Source organism: Paenibacillus sp. FSL H8-0048 (assembly GCF_038002825.1).
In the GTDB taxonomy this organism is placed as follows: Bacteria; Bacillota; Bacilli; order Paenibacillales; family Paenibacillaceae; genus Paenibacillus_AQ.
The window spans coordinates 6,301,928-6,316,885 of the sequence record NZ_JBBODF010000001.1 but is presented as its reverse complement, the minus strand read 5'-3'; the positions used below and the strand labels follow the sequence as shown (position 1 = coordinate 6,316,885).

11 protein-coding genes are annotated in these 14,958 nt (G+C 54.4%); 1 reads left to right on the top strand and 10 read right to left on the bottom strand.

The features are described from left to right. Positions 1 to 113 precede the first annotated feature (113 nt). From NSU18_RS27445 to NSU18_RS27400, 10 genes are all read right to left on the bottom strand, one after another. A complete protein-coding gene (locus NSU18_RS27445; protein ID WP_341150541.1) occupies positions 114 to 2,327 on the bottom strand; it encodes a HelD family protein in 2,214 nt (737 codons plus the stop codon). 271 nt (positions 2,328 to 2,598) lie between these two features. Next, on the bottom strand, positions 2,599 to 3,900 hold the full coding sequence (locus tag NSU18_RS27440) for an NCS2 family permease (RefSeq protein ID WP_341017334.1): 1,302 nt from the start codon (positions 3,898 to 3,900) through the stop codon (positions 2,599 to 2,601). Between the two features lie 105 nt (positions 3,901 to 4,005). Then, positions 4,006 to 4,764: a tRNA threonylcarbamoyladenosine dehydratase gene (locus NSU18_RS27435; RefSeq protein WP_341017332.1), complete on the bottom strand. Its 759-nt coding sequence runs from the start codon at positions 4,762 to 4,764 to the stop codon at positions 4,006 to 4,008. 76 nt (positions 4,765 to 4,840) lie between these two features. Next, positions 4,841 to 6,619, bottom strand: a complete 1,779-nt coding sequence (gene aspS, locus NSU18_RS27430) for an aspartate--tRNA ligase (RefSeq protein WP_341017331.1) — start codon at positions 6,617 to 6,619, stop codon at positions 4,841 to 4,843. 50 nt (positions 6,620 to 6,669) lie between these two features. Next, positions 6,670 to 7,929 carry a histidine--tRNA ligase gene (gene hisS, locus NSU18_RS27425; RefSeq protein WP_341017330.1) on the bottom strand — a complete coding sequence of 420 codons (1,260 nt, stop codon included), beginning with the start codon at positions 7,927 to 7,929 and terminating at the stop codon, positions 6,670 to 6,672. Between the two features lie 784 nt (positions 7,930 to 8,713). Further along, a complete protein-coding gene (locus NSU18_RS27420) occupies positions 8,714 to 9,175 on the bottom strand; it encodes a hypothetical protein (RefSeq protein ID WP_341017329.1) in 462 nt (153 codons plus the stop codon). Between the two features lie 59 nt (positions 9,176 to 9,234). Continuing rightward, complete coding sequence (locus NSU18_RS27415; RefSeq protein ID WP_341017327.1) at positions 9,235 to 9,741, bottom strand: type 1 glutamine amidotransferase domain-containing protein; 507 nt, start codon at positions 9,739 to 9,741, stop codon at positions 9,235 to 9,237. A gap of 157 nt (positions 9,742 to 9,898) precedes the next feature. Then, positions 9,899 to 10,054 (bottom strand): hypothetical protein, encoded by a 156-nt coding sequence (locus NSU18_RS27410; RefSeq protein ID WP_341017325.1) that lies wholly within the window; start codon positions 10,052 to 10,054, stop codon positions 9,899 to 9,901. A gap of 575 nt (positions 10,055 to 10,629) precedes the next feature. Beyond that, positions 10,630 to 11,073 (bottom strand): D-aminoacyl-tRNA deacylase, encoded by a 444-nt coding sequence (dtd, locus tag NSU18_RS27405; protein WP_036690534.1) that lies wholly within the window; start codon positions 11,071 to 11,073, stop codon positions 10,630 to 10,632. A gap of 30 nt (positions 11,074 to 11,103) precedes the next feature. Continuing rightward, on the bottom strand, positions 11,104 to 13,284 hold the full coding sequence (locus NSU18_RS27400; protein ID WP_036690535.1) for a RelA/SpoT family protein: 2,181 nt from the start codon (positions 13,282 to 13,284) through the stop codon (positions 11,104 to 11,106). Between the two features lie 312 nt (positions 13,285 to 13,596). On the opposite strand from NSU18_RS27400, the gene uraA reads away from it, so the two are divergent. Further along, a complete protein-coding gene (gene uraA / locus NSU18_RS27395) occupies positions 13,597 to 14,907 on the top strand; it encodes a uracil permease (RefSeq protein ID WP_341150540.1) in 1,311 nt (436 codons plus the stop codon). The last annotated feature ends 51 nt before the right edge of the window (positions 14,908 to 14,958 follow it).

Here is a 14,958-nt window from a genome sequence, read left to right as displayed (position 1 = left end):
TATACAATAACAAACAAGGGGTGCCGTTCAAAGCCATCAATCCGGCTTTGAACGGCACCCCTCTTTTTGACGCAACAGTTCCGCGCTGTTATCCCTCATACGCTCTGAACGTCTTAATTCCCCTCTTCAAGCTCCGGCCAGCCGGAGACGGTCTCCTCTGTGTTAAGCTGCACGTAGGACGGAAGCGCTCCGCTGCGCAGCAGCCACAGCTCATGCAGGGCACGCGTACAGCCCACATACATCAGCTTCGCATCCCAGGCCGCCGCTCCATAATGGTCACTGTCGGCATCTGCCAGAATGACGGCATCGAACTCCAGTCCCTTGGACAAGTAGACGGGCAGAATCGACAAGCCGCCGCGGTATTCCGTGATGCTGCCGTCAATCAGATGAAGATCCTCGAATTGACCAGCGAGCTCAGCGTACAGCTCGGAGGCTTCCCGCAGGCTGCGGGTCAATACCGCCACCGTGCGGTATTCGCGCCCGGAGAGCTGCGCCAGCGCGCTCTTAACCGCGCTGAGCCGCTGGTCCGCCGGAGCAGCAGCAGCCGTTCCCGGCAGCACATCCTCCTCATAGGAGATCAGCCGCACAGGATTCCCGCTGCGGAAGACCGGAACGGCCAGCAGCTCACTGCCTACACCCGCAGACAGAATGCCGTTAGCGAACTCAATAATCTCCATCGTTGAACGGTAGCTTCGGGTAAGTGCATGGTAAGCAGTGTGTTCTTCGGCGAACAGCGTCTGCATCTCTCTCCACGCATGCACTCCCTTGTAAGCGTGGATGCCCTGCGACAGGTCACCCAGAATCGTGAAGGAATGCCCCTTCACATACAGATCCAGTACGGCAATCTGGAACGGGGAGAAATCCTGCGCTTCATCGATCACAATATGGTCAAAGCGCTCAGTACCTTCGTTACCGTTCAGAAGATAATGGATATAGAGCAGCGGGGGCAGATCCTCTTCGCGCAGAATGCCCTTTTTCAGCTCCTTGACGGTCTCCTTCAGCACGGCAGGCGGAATCTCTTCCGGCGCTCCTGCCGGCCAGTCCTCCGGCGTCTTCGCCGCCCGGAAGATCTGCTTGTAGATGGCGAGCGGCTCGTATTTCGGCCACTTGGCGCTGTAAGCCTTCTCACGTGCCGTGCCCTTCTTCTTACGCTCCTTCAGCGCAGCCGCCGAAGGGCTCTTCTTCAGCTCCATCTCGATCCAGCGGTGAAGCCGCGCCATCACCCGTTCCTTGCGCTTCGCCGGAGGATACGGTGCGTATTCCTCATTGTGCCAGCGCAGAATCACCTGGCGGCTCAGCACCGCCCCGTCCCAAGGGCTGAAATCGCCCTCCGGCACAGCGCTGGTCTCCAGCAGCTTGACGCTGGATTCAATGACGCTCATCAGCACCGTTGAGCCCTTGAAGCGCCCGGGGGTCTCTTCCGTAATGACTGGCATCGCTCCGGCCGTCTCGAACCAGCGGCTCATGACCTCCGAAGCATCCTGCTCCGGCAAGTCCACACCCAGCACCTCTGCCGCCCAGTCCGGGAACGTGCTCTGGGCAATATTGCCGACGCCCAGCTCCGGCAGCACATCTGAAATATAGTCCAGGAACATGCGGTTCGGGGCGAAAATAATCATTTTCTCCGCCGATACCTGCTCCTTGTATTGATACAATAAGAACGCCAGCCGGTGCAGCGCGACGGTGGTCTTGCCGCTTCCCGCGACCCCCTGGATGATCAGCGCCGTGTTCTTGGCCGCCCGGATAATCTTGTCCTGCTCCTCCTGAATCGTGGAGACGATATCCCGCAGCCGGTTATCCTTGTTCTCCCCCAGCCGGTAGACCAGGAATTCATCCGATACCGCCGGCGCGTCGCTGTCACGATTATACGTATCCGCCACCCGCTCCAGGATCTGCCTCCGGATCACCACGTTACGCTTGAGATAGACCAGCCCTTCGATCAGCCCCTCCGGCGCTTCATACGAGGCGGCTTCCGTTCCTCCGGTAAAAGAATAAAACAGGCTTGCCACCGGTGCCCGCCAGTCAATGACAAGCGGACGGTCGCTTACCTGCTCGCGGTCTACGCCGATTTTGCCGATATAGAGTGCCTTGCGGTCTTCCTCATCATTGCCCTGAAAATCAAGCCGTCCGAAATAAGGCTCCTGCCTAAGCTTGGCAAGATCTTTGCGCCTCTGCTCCCTTGAATCCTCCAGCACCTGCTCGGTATAATCGTGTCCTGTGTACACTGGTGTTGAGCGCAGCCGCTCAAGGGTGGAATCAATCTCTGTCAGCACGTGGTTCAGCCTGTCTTCTTCCTCTTGATAGGCACTTTGAAAGTTGTCTTCCAATTTCAGTTACCTCCTAAAAGTTTTGCGAGCGCTACTTCACCCGACTTTTCTTCGCGCAAAACTGCTTCGAAAGCATACGCTTAGTTTTGCGGGCATTCGCTTCCTGAATCACTACGAGCATAACTCGCTTCGGAAGCATGCACCTTAAGTTGTGTGAGCAGTCCATCTTATCACAACAGGATAGGGAAAGCCATATATTTCTAGCAACTGCCCAAGCTGCGGATAAGAGGAAGAGGAAGAGGGAAAAGGAGCCCCCCTTCCACCTTAGCCGTCAGCCCATCAGCGCATGCAGCACGAAGTTCGCAATGAACAGCCCGGCAATACCGTACAAGGCAGGAGGAACCTCTTTGCCTTTGCCGGTAGCCAGCTTCACCAGCGGATAGGTGATGAAGCCAAACGCCATGCCGTCCACGATGCTGTAGGTGAAGGGAATCATCACCATGACCAGGAAGGCCGGGAACAGCTCCGTCATGTCGCCGAGATCCATCTCGCGCACATTCTGCACCATCAGCCCGCCGATTACGATCAGAATCGGCGCAATCGCGCTGTCCGGCACATAAGCCAGCAGCGGGATGAACAGGAAGGTCGCCCCGAACAGCAGGCCGGTGACGAGTGAAGTTAAGCCGGAGCGGCCTCCTGCCGCAATTCCGGCGGTGGATTCGGCAGCGGCGACCACCGGGCTGCTGCCGAACAGACCTGCCGCGATGTTGGCGAGCGACAGCGCCCGCAGACTGCTTTTGAAGCGTTCCGGACGTCCTGCCATCAGCGTCTGGGAAGAGATCAGGCCGATATTCTCAAACACCACAATCAGCAGCAGCAGGAAGACGGCAATCCAGAAGACAAGGCTGACGAAGCCGCTCCAGTCCATACTGGCGAACACGCTGCCGTAACCGCTGAACACATGTCCCGGCTCTGTATTCTTCGGCGCATGGGCGGCCCCCAGCAGATAGGCAAGACCTGTGCCCACGAGCATACTGATCAGCAGACCGCCGCGTGTGCCCCGGATGAACAGCACCAGCGCCAGCAGCAGCGTCACCACCGAGGTAATGACCGCAGGATCACTGAAATGCCCGATGGCGACGAAGGTGGTGGCGTGGGCAATGACAATCCCGCTTTTTTGCAGGCCGATGAAGGTCAGGAACAGCCCGATGCCGACGGTGATCGCATGCTGCAGATTATGGGGAATCGCATCGCTGAGAATGCGGTAGAGCGAGGTGAAGGCCACAATGGCAAACAGCACCCCGGTCACCACCACCACCGCCAGCGCCTCGCGCCAATCCAGCTTCATAGAATGCACCAGCGTATAGGTGAAAAAGGCATTGATCCCCATGCCCGGGACGACGATAATCGGCGTTTTGCCGCCAAAAGCCATCAGCAGACAGCCCGTCACCGCTGTCAGCAGCGTGGCAACCATCCCGGCCCGCAGCGGCATGCCTGCATCTGCCAGGATCGCCGCATTAACCATTACAATATATACCGAAGCGAAATACGACAGGATACCGGCCGCCCATTCCTGCTTCCAGTTGTCGCCCGGCTCCATTCCCACACTATTCCGCCAAATATTCGATTTCATGTTACAACCTCCACTTAAGTTCTTCTCATAGGATGCCATGTATATCTCCGTAATAAAAGGGCATATAGCCGGAAGCCGGCTACACACCCTTTTACCTGATAGCATTCATTCAAATGTAATGCCGCCCGTTTCGAGCAAATCCCGTACCGTTACACTGACCATAATCAGGCCGACTACAGGGGGTACAAAAGAAGTACTGGCCGGAGGCTGCTTCGCCTTGCGCCGGTCCGGCGCATTCGCAGGCACGATCTGCTCCGTCACATCCTCGCGCGGCTTCACAGGCTTCTCGGTGGAGAAGACCACCTTCACGCCCTTCTTAATGCCTTCCTTGCGCAGTCTGGTGCGGATCACCCGGGCAATAGGGTCCATGCTGGTCTTGGAGATGTCGGCGACCTGGAAGCGGGTCGGGTCCATCTTGTTGGCCGCACCCATACTGGAGATCATTGGGATCTTCCGGGCCAGACATTCCTTGATCAAGTGAATCTTATAAATAATCGTATCCGAAGCGTCAATTACATAGTCCAGCTTGTATTTGAACAGCTCCTCATACGTCTCTTCGGTGTAGAACATATTCAGCGCAATCGCTTCGCATTCCGGGTTGATCAGCTTGATGCGGTCTACCATCAGATCCGTTTTATTCTGGCCGATGGTCGTGGTCAGCGCATGAAGCTGGCGGTTGATGTTGGTAATATCCACCGAATCCTTATCAATCAGAATAATCCGGCCGATGCCGGTCCGGGCCAGCGCTTCCGCCGCCATGGCGCCGACTCCGCCGATCCCCAACACAGCCACTGTGCTGTTCTTCATAATCTCCAGGCCCTCCGGCCCGATCGCCAGCTCCGTACGCGAGAACTGATTCAGCATGATGCCAGCCTCCTTGGGCAAGGCTTCCGGGACGTCCCTCTGCTCTATTGGTGCGCCCCGTCAGTCCATAGTTGATTTATTTCTTTTCTTTCTCCGGTTTCGGTGCCAGCTTGATGTGCAGCTGCTCCAGTTGTCCCGCATCCACCGGGGATGGGGCATCCATCAGCAGGTCCGTTGCACTTGCCGTCTTAGGGAAGGCAATGGTCTCACGCAGGTTCGTGCGGCCCGCCAGCAGCATAATCAGACGGTCGAAGCCAAACGCGATGCCGCCATGCGGAGGCGTGCCGTATTCAAAGGCATCCATCAGATAGCCGAATTTCTCATAAGCCAGCTCCTGCGAGAAGCCGAGTGCATTGAACATTTTCTCCTGAACGTCACGCTTGTAGATACGCTGGGAACCACCGCCTACCTCGTAGCCGTTAAGCACCAGGTCATACGCCTGTGCGCGGATGGCCCCCGGATCGGTATCGAAGAGATGCAGGTCTTCATCCATCGGGCGTGTGAACGGGTGATGCTCAGCCACATAACGCTTCTGATCCTCATCGTAGCCGAGCAGCGGGAATTCCGTTACCCAGGCGAATTTGAACACACTGTCGTCGATCAGACCAAGCTGACGGCCAATCTTCAGACGCAGAGCACCAAGCACATCGGCTACCACCTTCTTGGTATCAGCGGAGAAGAGCAGCAGGTCGCCATCCTCGGCACCTGTGCGCTCCTTCACGGCAGCGATTTCTTCCTCGGAGAAGAACTTCACAATCGGTCCCTTGAACTCGCCGTCTTTGACCTGAATCCAGGCCAGACCCTTGGCCCCGTAACGGGCAGCATATGGTCCAAGATCGTCAATCTCCTTACGGGTCCATGTGCCGCAGCCCTTGGCGTTCAGACATTTCACTTCCCCGCCCTTCTCAATCACGGAAGCGAACACCTTCACACCGCTCTCAGCCACGATATCATTCATCTCTACCAGCTCCAGGCCAAAGCGCAGGTCCGGCTTGTCAGAGCCGTATTTGCCGATTGCTTCGGCATACGTCAGCCGCTGGAACGGTGCGGATACCTCTACTCCCACCGTCTCCTTCAGCAGGCGCTGCATGAGCTTCTCCATCATCGCCAGCAGCTCATCCTGCGGCATGAACGAGGTCTCAATATCGAATTGTGTGAATTCTGGCTGGCGGTCAGCGCGCAGGTCCTCATCGCGGAAGCAGCGGGCCATCTGGTAATAACGCTCGATGCCGCCAACCATCAGCAGCTGCTTGTAGATCTGCGGCGACTGCGGAAGCGCGAAGAATTCCCCTTCATGCACACGGCTTGGCACGAGATAGTCACGTGCGCCTTCCGGCGAGCTTTTGGTCAGAATCGGCGTTTCTACATCGATGAAGCCCTCATTGTCGAGGAAATCGCGGAAGATCTTAGCCGACTTGGAACGAAGCAGCAGCGTCTTGTGCATCTCCGGACGGCGCAGATCCAGGTAACGGTATTTCATGCGCAGGGATTCGTCTACTTCCACCCCGTCTTCGATGAAGAACGGAGGTGTCTTAGCCGCATTCAGCACTTCGATGTCTGTAATCTGCACTTCGATCTCACCGGTCGGCAGATTGCGGTTGATGGTCTCCTCATCGCGCTTAACCACAGTACCCGTCACGGACAGCACATATTCACTGCGTACCTTATCGGCAATCTGCAGCGCTTCACCGGAATAGTCAGGGTTGAATACAATCTGTACAATCCCTGTGCGGTCGCGCAGATCAATGAACAGCACGCCTCCAAGGTCACGGCGGGTCTGCACCCAACCGTTCAATGTTACTTTCTCACCGATGCTCGCTGTCGTTAATTGGCCACAGTTATGACTTCTGGTCATCTTATATCCTACCCCTTCATGTTTAAAATTACATATGCTCGCCTGCTCGCTTAATTCTGAATCAGCGCCTCTGCCAGCTCGTCCAGCTTCACCGTCCGCTGCTCGCCGGTCTCCATCGACTTGAGCGCGATGACGCCGTTATTCAGCTCGTCTTCACCGAGAATCGCCGTATACCGGGCTGACATGCGGTCCGCCGACTTCATCTGCGCCTTCATCTTGCGTCCCAGGTAATCGCGCTCCGCAGAGAAGCCCAGGCTGCGCAGACGGAACAGCTGCTTCGTAATCTCCAGATCTGCTGCTTCGCCCAGTGCAACGAAGTACACATCCAGCGGCTTCGCCGCTTCCAGCTCGACACCCTGATTCTCCAGAATCAGCAGAATCCGCTCCAGGCCAATCCCGAACCCGATACCCGGCTGATCCGGCCCGCCGATCTCCTCGACCAGACCGTTGTACCGGCCGCCGCCGCCCACCGTGTCAATGGAGCCAATGCCTGCCGCTTTATACTCAAACGCCGTATGCGTGTAATAATCAAGGCCGCGCACCAGGCGTGGGTTGATGCTGTATTCCACACCCATCACATCAAGATGACCTTTCACCTTCGCAAAATGCTCTGTACACTCTTCATCCAGACTATCCAGAATAGAAGGCGCTCCGCCGAACTTGTCCTGATCGACCTTGCAGTCCAGCACACGCAGCGGGTTGCGCTCCATCCGCCGCTGGCAGTCGCTGCACAGGCTCTCTCTCATCGGTCTCAGGAAATCCAGCAGCTTCTCGCGGTAAGCCGCACGGCTCGGCGCGTTGCCGACCGAATTCAGCTCTACCCGCACATCCTTCAGCCCCAGATCAATATAGAACTGGTACCCCAGTGAGATGACTTCAGCATCAATCGCCGGGTCCACCGCGCCGAAGGCCTCGATGCCGAACTGATGGAACTGGCGGTATCTGCCGGCCTGCGGACGTTCATAACGGAACATCGGTCCGATGTAATACAGCTTGCTGACATCCGGCTCACCGTATAGCTTGTTCTGGACATACGCACGTACCACGCCTGCTGTCCCTTCGGGACGAAGCGCCAGATCACGGTCGCCCTTGTCCTTGAAGGTATACATCTCACCTTCTACAATATCCGTTGTTTCGCCGACTCCGCGCTCGAACAGCCCGGTGTGCTCGAACAGCGGGGTACGAATCTCCCGGTAATTGAAGCGGCGGCACAGCTCTCTTGCCTTGGCCTCCACGACCTGCCATTTCTCTACTGCACCCGGCAGCACATCCTGTGTACCTGTTGGTTTCTCGAATCTTTCTTTAGCCACGCCTATCCCTCCTGAAAATAACCCCTAAAAACAGCAAAAAATCCCTCATCCCTGTTCAATTACAAACAGGGACGAGGGATTATCATAACCAATAATTCACCCGTGGTACCACCCACATTCCGGGCTTAGCAACTTGCTCTGCCTAAGCTCCGCTCTAAGCGGTTAACGCCCGCCTACGCGCATCCGGCTACTGACTGTAGGCAATCCTGCTGCCTGCGTTCGCCGTGCGTTCTCGGGGAGGTCATTCGTCCGTTCATCAACAGAATCCTTACAGCCTTGCGGATCAGTATACGGTCCTTCTTACCTGGACGACAGCCATGATCTGCGGGATTCCTCTCTGGGGTTGTGGGTTACGGATTACTTGGTCCCGTCATCAAAACAATATAAACTTACCTATACTGTTAGATTCTACTGAACCACTGCGCTAAAGTCAAGGATTGAATTAGTGTGAACCTTTAAAATAAAAAAGTGACCTGCAGCCGATTGCTGCAGGTCCATCATCATATATTATAAAAAAGGGGGTCATGCTTCTATTATAAACACGCTATATTAAGGAATCATGTATGTAGTGTTACAGTTGCATTACAGAAAAGAAAGCGTTTCACCAAGCCGTTCAAATCCCCGCTGTCATGCTAATCCATAGGTTACACCATCCCCATGCTCCTGTCTACACCTATCCTGCCGTCCTCTCTTTTATGCTGCATATAAAACAGCTCCAGCCTCTCTATACCAGAGGGCTGGAGCTGAAATGAACTGTATACCGGCAGTGATTCCGCTTGCCTTTTTAATCAAAAATCTCTACATAGGCCTGCTTGCCGCGCAGCACCTCAACAACCTCGTTGTAATGATTATCGGCTACCTTGAGATCCATGACATAATGCAGGTGCTCCAGGTCGCTGCTTGTCAGCTCTTCCCCTCTATGCACTTCGCCCTCCGTACGTACTTCATCGGCACGTACTTCATCCGTACGATTCAAATTATCATCTGCTGCAACTGCGGGGACAATGGCCGCACCGGAACCCATACCCGTTGCACCTCCGGCAGCGTACACGCCCCCGGCACCTGTTGAAGCAGTATTGGTGGACCCCAGCGGAATCAGAATGTTACGCCGGTTATTTACTCCATTATCCAATGGGTCGGTTAAAGCCGACACCTCAATCCCGTCTACACCGTAAGGAATCAAAGAAGTCTTAGCACCTTCCGCTGCATCTTCTGTACTGAAATAGGCCTGGATTCTTCTTGTCATTGTAAATCCCTCCCATAAAGTTGTATTATGCCAAACGGGTTATGCATGTATTTCATGTATTACAACACCTTAAGCAGCTCACGCACAAAAGCGGGCTCATCCTTGGGTGTGCGTGAAGTAATGTAGTTGCCGTCTACGACGACCTCTTCATCCTTGAACTCCGCGCCGGCATTGATCAGATCATCCTTCAGCGGCGGATAGGAGGTAAGGGTGCGGCCTTGCAGCAGTTCAGCACTGATCAGAATCTGCGGGCCGTGGCAGATCGCGGCAATCGGCTTGCCTGCACGGTCAGCATCCTTCACGAATTGCAGAACATCCGGGTCAAGACGGAGATTCTCCGGCGAAGATCCGCCTGGAATGACTATCGCATCATACTCTTCCGCTGTGACCTCGCTGACCGCTTTATCGGCGGCATAGGATACGCTCCCTTGTTTGCCGAGCAGGGTCTCATTTTTCTTCAGACCGATGATTTCTGCCTGATGTCCTGCCTGTAAAACTTCTTCGTAAGGAACCTTCATTTCAGAATCTTCAAAGTCATTGGCAAGCAGAAAAGCTACTTTACTCATGAGATCCATATCTCCTTTCTGGGCTGCTATCGTCTCGTCAATCTATTACCCTCATTCCCCCGCTTTATAACGAAGCCTAAGCAGTTACCATAAATTCTGTTCCGTACGTACTGCCTCCCTGCTTAAAAAAATCCGCTCCCGCATACCTTCTCCCCGGTCAGGTACGCGGCAAAAGACCGCGGCCTCTGCGCTGGAGTCCCTGCGGCTCCTTCGGGTCGCCGGCTTCCTTGGCTGTCGCTGAAGCTTCGGTCATCGACCCGGCCACATGGGCCTGAATCATGTTCCACATCCATGCTTGTGGTGCTTGTCTCATTTTGCTTGCTCCCCGCACTTGAATAATGGTGCATCATTCATAGTCTATCCAAGCAGGGCTGCTGCTATCCCGCTTGCTAATTCTCTGAACAGACACCGCGGGCAATTGGGAATTCCACACCATCCAGATGCTACTCTCCCGACGAAAGAGTTGGAAAAAGCACACTTAATTTTGTCTTTTTACTGTAGTTAGGAGCAGCAGTTGGATAATGTACAGTTAATTCTTTCAATATCAGGCGGTGGAGAATAAAGAGGATAATTAAGTGTTACTTTTCCATTTGCTATGGCGCAGTATGACATTCTCGAGTAATTAGTTGTACAAATTCCACTTGCGTTCCCGCCCCCACTACTCCAATGCACCTGTATCCCCCCGTTCAGCGCAATCAAGCGTTCTTTCACCCAAGCGGAAACGGCTATGCCTTTGTAGAGAAGGTACCGTTTCTGCGGGAAATAGAAGGATACATGATGAGATACCATACATACATAAGTTTTGCTATCTCGGCAAAAAAGGACCCCACCATGTGGAGTCCCGTGATATATCATATACAGTTAAGGCGGTGTCTGCCGCCTCCATTTCTAACCCTTGCTGTCCAACAGCAGCGTAACCGGTCCCCAGTTGGTCAGGGCGACATCCATCATCGCTCCGAACACACCGGTCTCTACCTGCAGTCCTCCGGCACGCAGCTCCTGGTTGAAGTAGTCGTAGAGGCGCTCTGCCTCAGCCGGAGCCGCTGCTGCCATGAAGTTGGGACGTCTGCCCTTGCGGCAGTCCCCGTACAGCGTGAACTGTGAGACGGACAGAATGGCCCCGCCGGCCTCCGTCACACTGTGGTTCATTTTACCAGCCGCATCTTCAAAAATCCGCAGTCCGGCGACCTTGTCAGCCAAATACTTGGCATCCTTCTCCGTATCCTCATGGGTTACGCCGACCAGCAGCAGCAGGCCCTCTCCAATCGCTCCGGTCACTGCTCCGTCCACCGTCACACTGGAGTTCTTGCAGCGCTGCACAACTACTCTCATCTCATTCTTCAGCTCCTTGCCTTAGCACCTCTATTGCATAATGCGGTTAACAGTATAGACATCCTTGACCCGCTTCACTTTGTCGACCACAGACTGCAGGTGATCAGTGTTGCGGATCAGAATCGTCATATGGATCATCGCCATCTTGTTCTTGTCGGAGCGCCCGGTGACCGCTGAAATATTGGTCTTGCTCTCCGATACCGCCTGCAGCACCTCATTCAGCAGCCCATTGCGGTCATGGCCGGTAATCTCAATATCGACGCTGTAATTAGCCTCCATACTGCCTTCCCACTCCACTTCGATCACGCGGGCCGCTTCCTCTCCGTCCATCTCGTTCGGAATGTTCGGACAATCCTCCCGGTGTACCGATACGCCCCGGCCACGGGTCACATAGCCGATAATATCGTCGCCCGGCACGGGATTACAACATCGTGCGAAGCGCACCAGCAGATTGTCAATCCCCTTGACACGGACCCCGTTGGTCGGCTGGTTGCGCTTCTCTCCGCTGGATTTGATTGCCTTCATCTCAGAGGTAAGCTCCAGATGGCCTGCGGCCTCCTCCTGGTCCTTACGCAGCTTCTCGGTCAGCTTGGAAGCGATCTGCGCCGCAGTAATCCCGCCGAAGCCGACCGCCGACAGCATATCCTCCACATCATTGAAGGCGAACTTCTTCGCTGCCTCCGATAATTTGTCCTCCGTCAGCCAGTCAGAGACCTCTACGTTCAGGCGCTTCAGCTCGCGTTCGATAGCCTCCCGGCCCTTCTCGACGTTCTCCTCGCGCTTCTCCTTCTTGAACCACTGCTTGATCTTGCTCCGCGCATGCGAGGACTGGGCAATCTTCAGCCAATCGCGGCTCGGACCGTACGAATTCTTTGAGGTCAGAATCTCCACGATATCTCCGGTCTTCAGCTTATGGTCAAGCGGCACGATACGCCCGTTCACCTTGGAGCCGATCGTCCGGTTCCCGACCTCGGTATGGATGCGGAACGCGAAATCCAGCGGCACCGAGCCGGCAGGCAGCTCTACTACCTCACCCTTAGGCGTGAATACGAAGACCAGATCGGAGAAGAAGTCCATTTTGAGCGACTCCACGAATTCTTCGGCATCCTTGGCTTCATGCTGCAGCTCCAGGATCTCGCGGAAGAACGGCATTCGGTTCTCGGGATTGACGTTGTTGCTGCTGCCTTCCTTGTACGCCCAGTGCGCGGCGATCCCGAATTCGGCCGTGCGGTGCATCTCCCAGGTGCGGATCTGCACCTCCGTCGGCTCTCCTCCCGGACCAACTACGGTTGTATGCAAAGACTGATACATGTTCGCCTTGGGCATAGCAATATAGTCCTTGAAACGACCGGGCATCGGCTTCCAAAGCGTATGAATAATACCCAAAGTGGCATAACAATCCTTAATATTGTCGACGATAATGCGGATAGCGAGCAGATCATAGATCTCGTTGAACTGCTTGTTCTTCGTGTTCATCTTGTTATAGACACTGTAGATATGCTTCGGGCGTCCCGAGAGATCGCCTTCGATGCCCATTTCATCCAGCTTGGCGCGGATGCGGCCGATGACACTGTCAATGAACTGCTCACGTTCTGCCCGTTTCTTGTGTACAAGGTTGGCAATCCGGTAGTACTGCTGCGGATTCAGGTAACGGAGCGCAATATCCTCCATCTCCCACTTGATCGCAGAGATCCCCAGCCGGTCCGCAATGGGACAAAAGATCTCCAGCGTCTCATAAGAAATCCGGCGCTGACTCTCTTCGGACTGGTATTTGAGCGTACGCATATTATGCAGACGGTCCGCCAGCTTAATCACGATTACCCGGATATCCTGCGCCATAGCGATGAACATCTTGCGGTAGTTCTCGTTCTGCTGCTCCTCCTTGGAGCGGAAGCGGATGCGTTCCAGCTTGGTCAAGCCGTCCACAAGCATTGCGCAGGTATCGCCAAATTTCGTGCGGATCTGCTCCAGGGACACTGTCGTATCTTCCACCACATCATGCAGCAGCGCAGCAATAATGGATATGACATCCATTTGCATATTGACGACAATATCTGCGACCGCGAGCGGATGCAGAATGTATGGCTCCCCCGACTTCCGGACCTGCCCGTGATGAGCCTGATCGGCGAATTCATAAGCTTCACGGATGCGGAGAAGATCTTTTTCTTTTATATAGGCGCCAGCCTTTTCGGTTAATTGCTCTATGCCCATTCTCGTCGTATCCGTTTCCCTTCTATAATAAAATGAACCTGCAAGCATGCAGAATTTGCAGGTTCCGTGCGTTCCCGGCTGCATTACGCTCAGGTTAAAGTTGTCTATAATTATGACGCTTACGAGGGATTCCGTCAACACTTGCCATAGCGTGGTATTCCTGTCAGGGAAAGGGTCAAGAAAAGACAATTTTGTGGCACGGGTAAAAATGTTGTTGTAAAAATCCGCCGATCTATTTAATCTAGTAAAGGCGGTTTTTTATAAGATAAGAATTGTCAAATCAAATTAGATCAGAAAGAGAAGTGAACTCCATTGCAACGCGAAATTCAAGTTAACGAAAGACTCCCTTGGGGCCCGGGCTTCCTCCTGAGTCTTCAGCATCTGTTCGCCATGTTCGGCAGCACCGTGCTTGTTCCCAACCTGTTCGGGGTAGATCCCGGCATGATCCTGCTGATGAACGGTATCGGCACCTTGCTCTACATTCTGATCTGCCGCGGCAAAATCCCCGCCTATTTGGGTTCAAGCTTTGCCTTCATCTCTCCCGTGCTGCTTGTGCTCAAAGAGCATGCCGGCGATCATGAGCGCGGATATTCGCTTGCACTGGGCGCTTTTATCGTGACTGGCGTTATATTCATTCTTGTGGCCTTAATTGTACGTTATGCCGGTACCGGCTGGATTGATGTCGTGTTCCCTCCGGCAGTTATGGGAGCAATTGTTGCCACGATCGGACTTGAGCTTGTGCCTGTAGCCGCACGGATGGCCGGACTCATTGCTCCTGAGGGTGTAGCTACCGCTGAATGGACGCCTGACGGCAAAGCCATTACCCTGTCGCTCGTCACACTCGGTGTTACCGTGCTCGGCTCCGTGCTGTTCCGCGGCTTCCCCAAAATCATTCACATCCTCATCGGTATCGTTACCGGTTATGTACTCGCTTATATCTTGGGTGAGGTGAATACTGGTGCCATCTCTCAAGCAAGCTTCCTCTCGCATCCCACTATTATTACCCCATCCTTCAACTGGCAGGTTATTCTGACGATCATTCCGGTATCACTTGTAGTCATTGTAGAGCATATCGGCCATTTGCTGGTTACCAGCAATATCGTCGGCAAGGACCTGACCAAGGACCCGGGACTGGACCGCTCACTGATGGGAAACGGGATTTCTACTGTACTGTCTGGATTCCTGGGGTCTACGCCTAATACCACTTATGGTGAGAATATCGGCGTAATGGCTCTGACCAAGGTATACTCGGTATATGTTATCGCGGGGGCTGCTGTAATCGCCATTGTGTTGTCGTTCTCCGGAACATTCTCCTCGGTCATTGCCAACATTCCTCTGCCGGTCATGGGCGGTGTATCCCTGCTGTTGTTCGGGGTTATTGCGGCATCAGGCCTGCGTATCTTCGTTGAACAGAAGGTCGATTTCTCCAAAGCCACCAACATGATTCTGGCTACGCTCGTCCTGGTTGTCGGCATCAGCGGCATTTCGCTGAAGCTTGGCGGTGTAGAACTGAAGGGAATGGCACTGGCGACTATCGTCGGTATGGTTCTCGCCCTGCTCTTCAAGCTGATCGAGGTTCTGGGCCTGTCCAATGAACAGGAAGCTGACAAATCGGCACATTAAGTAACTCTCATCCTTTATTGTCCACCCACTTCGGCCAATAACTAAAAAAGC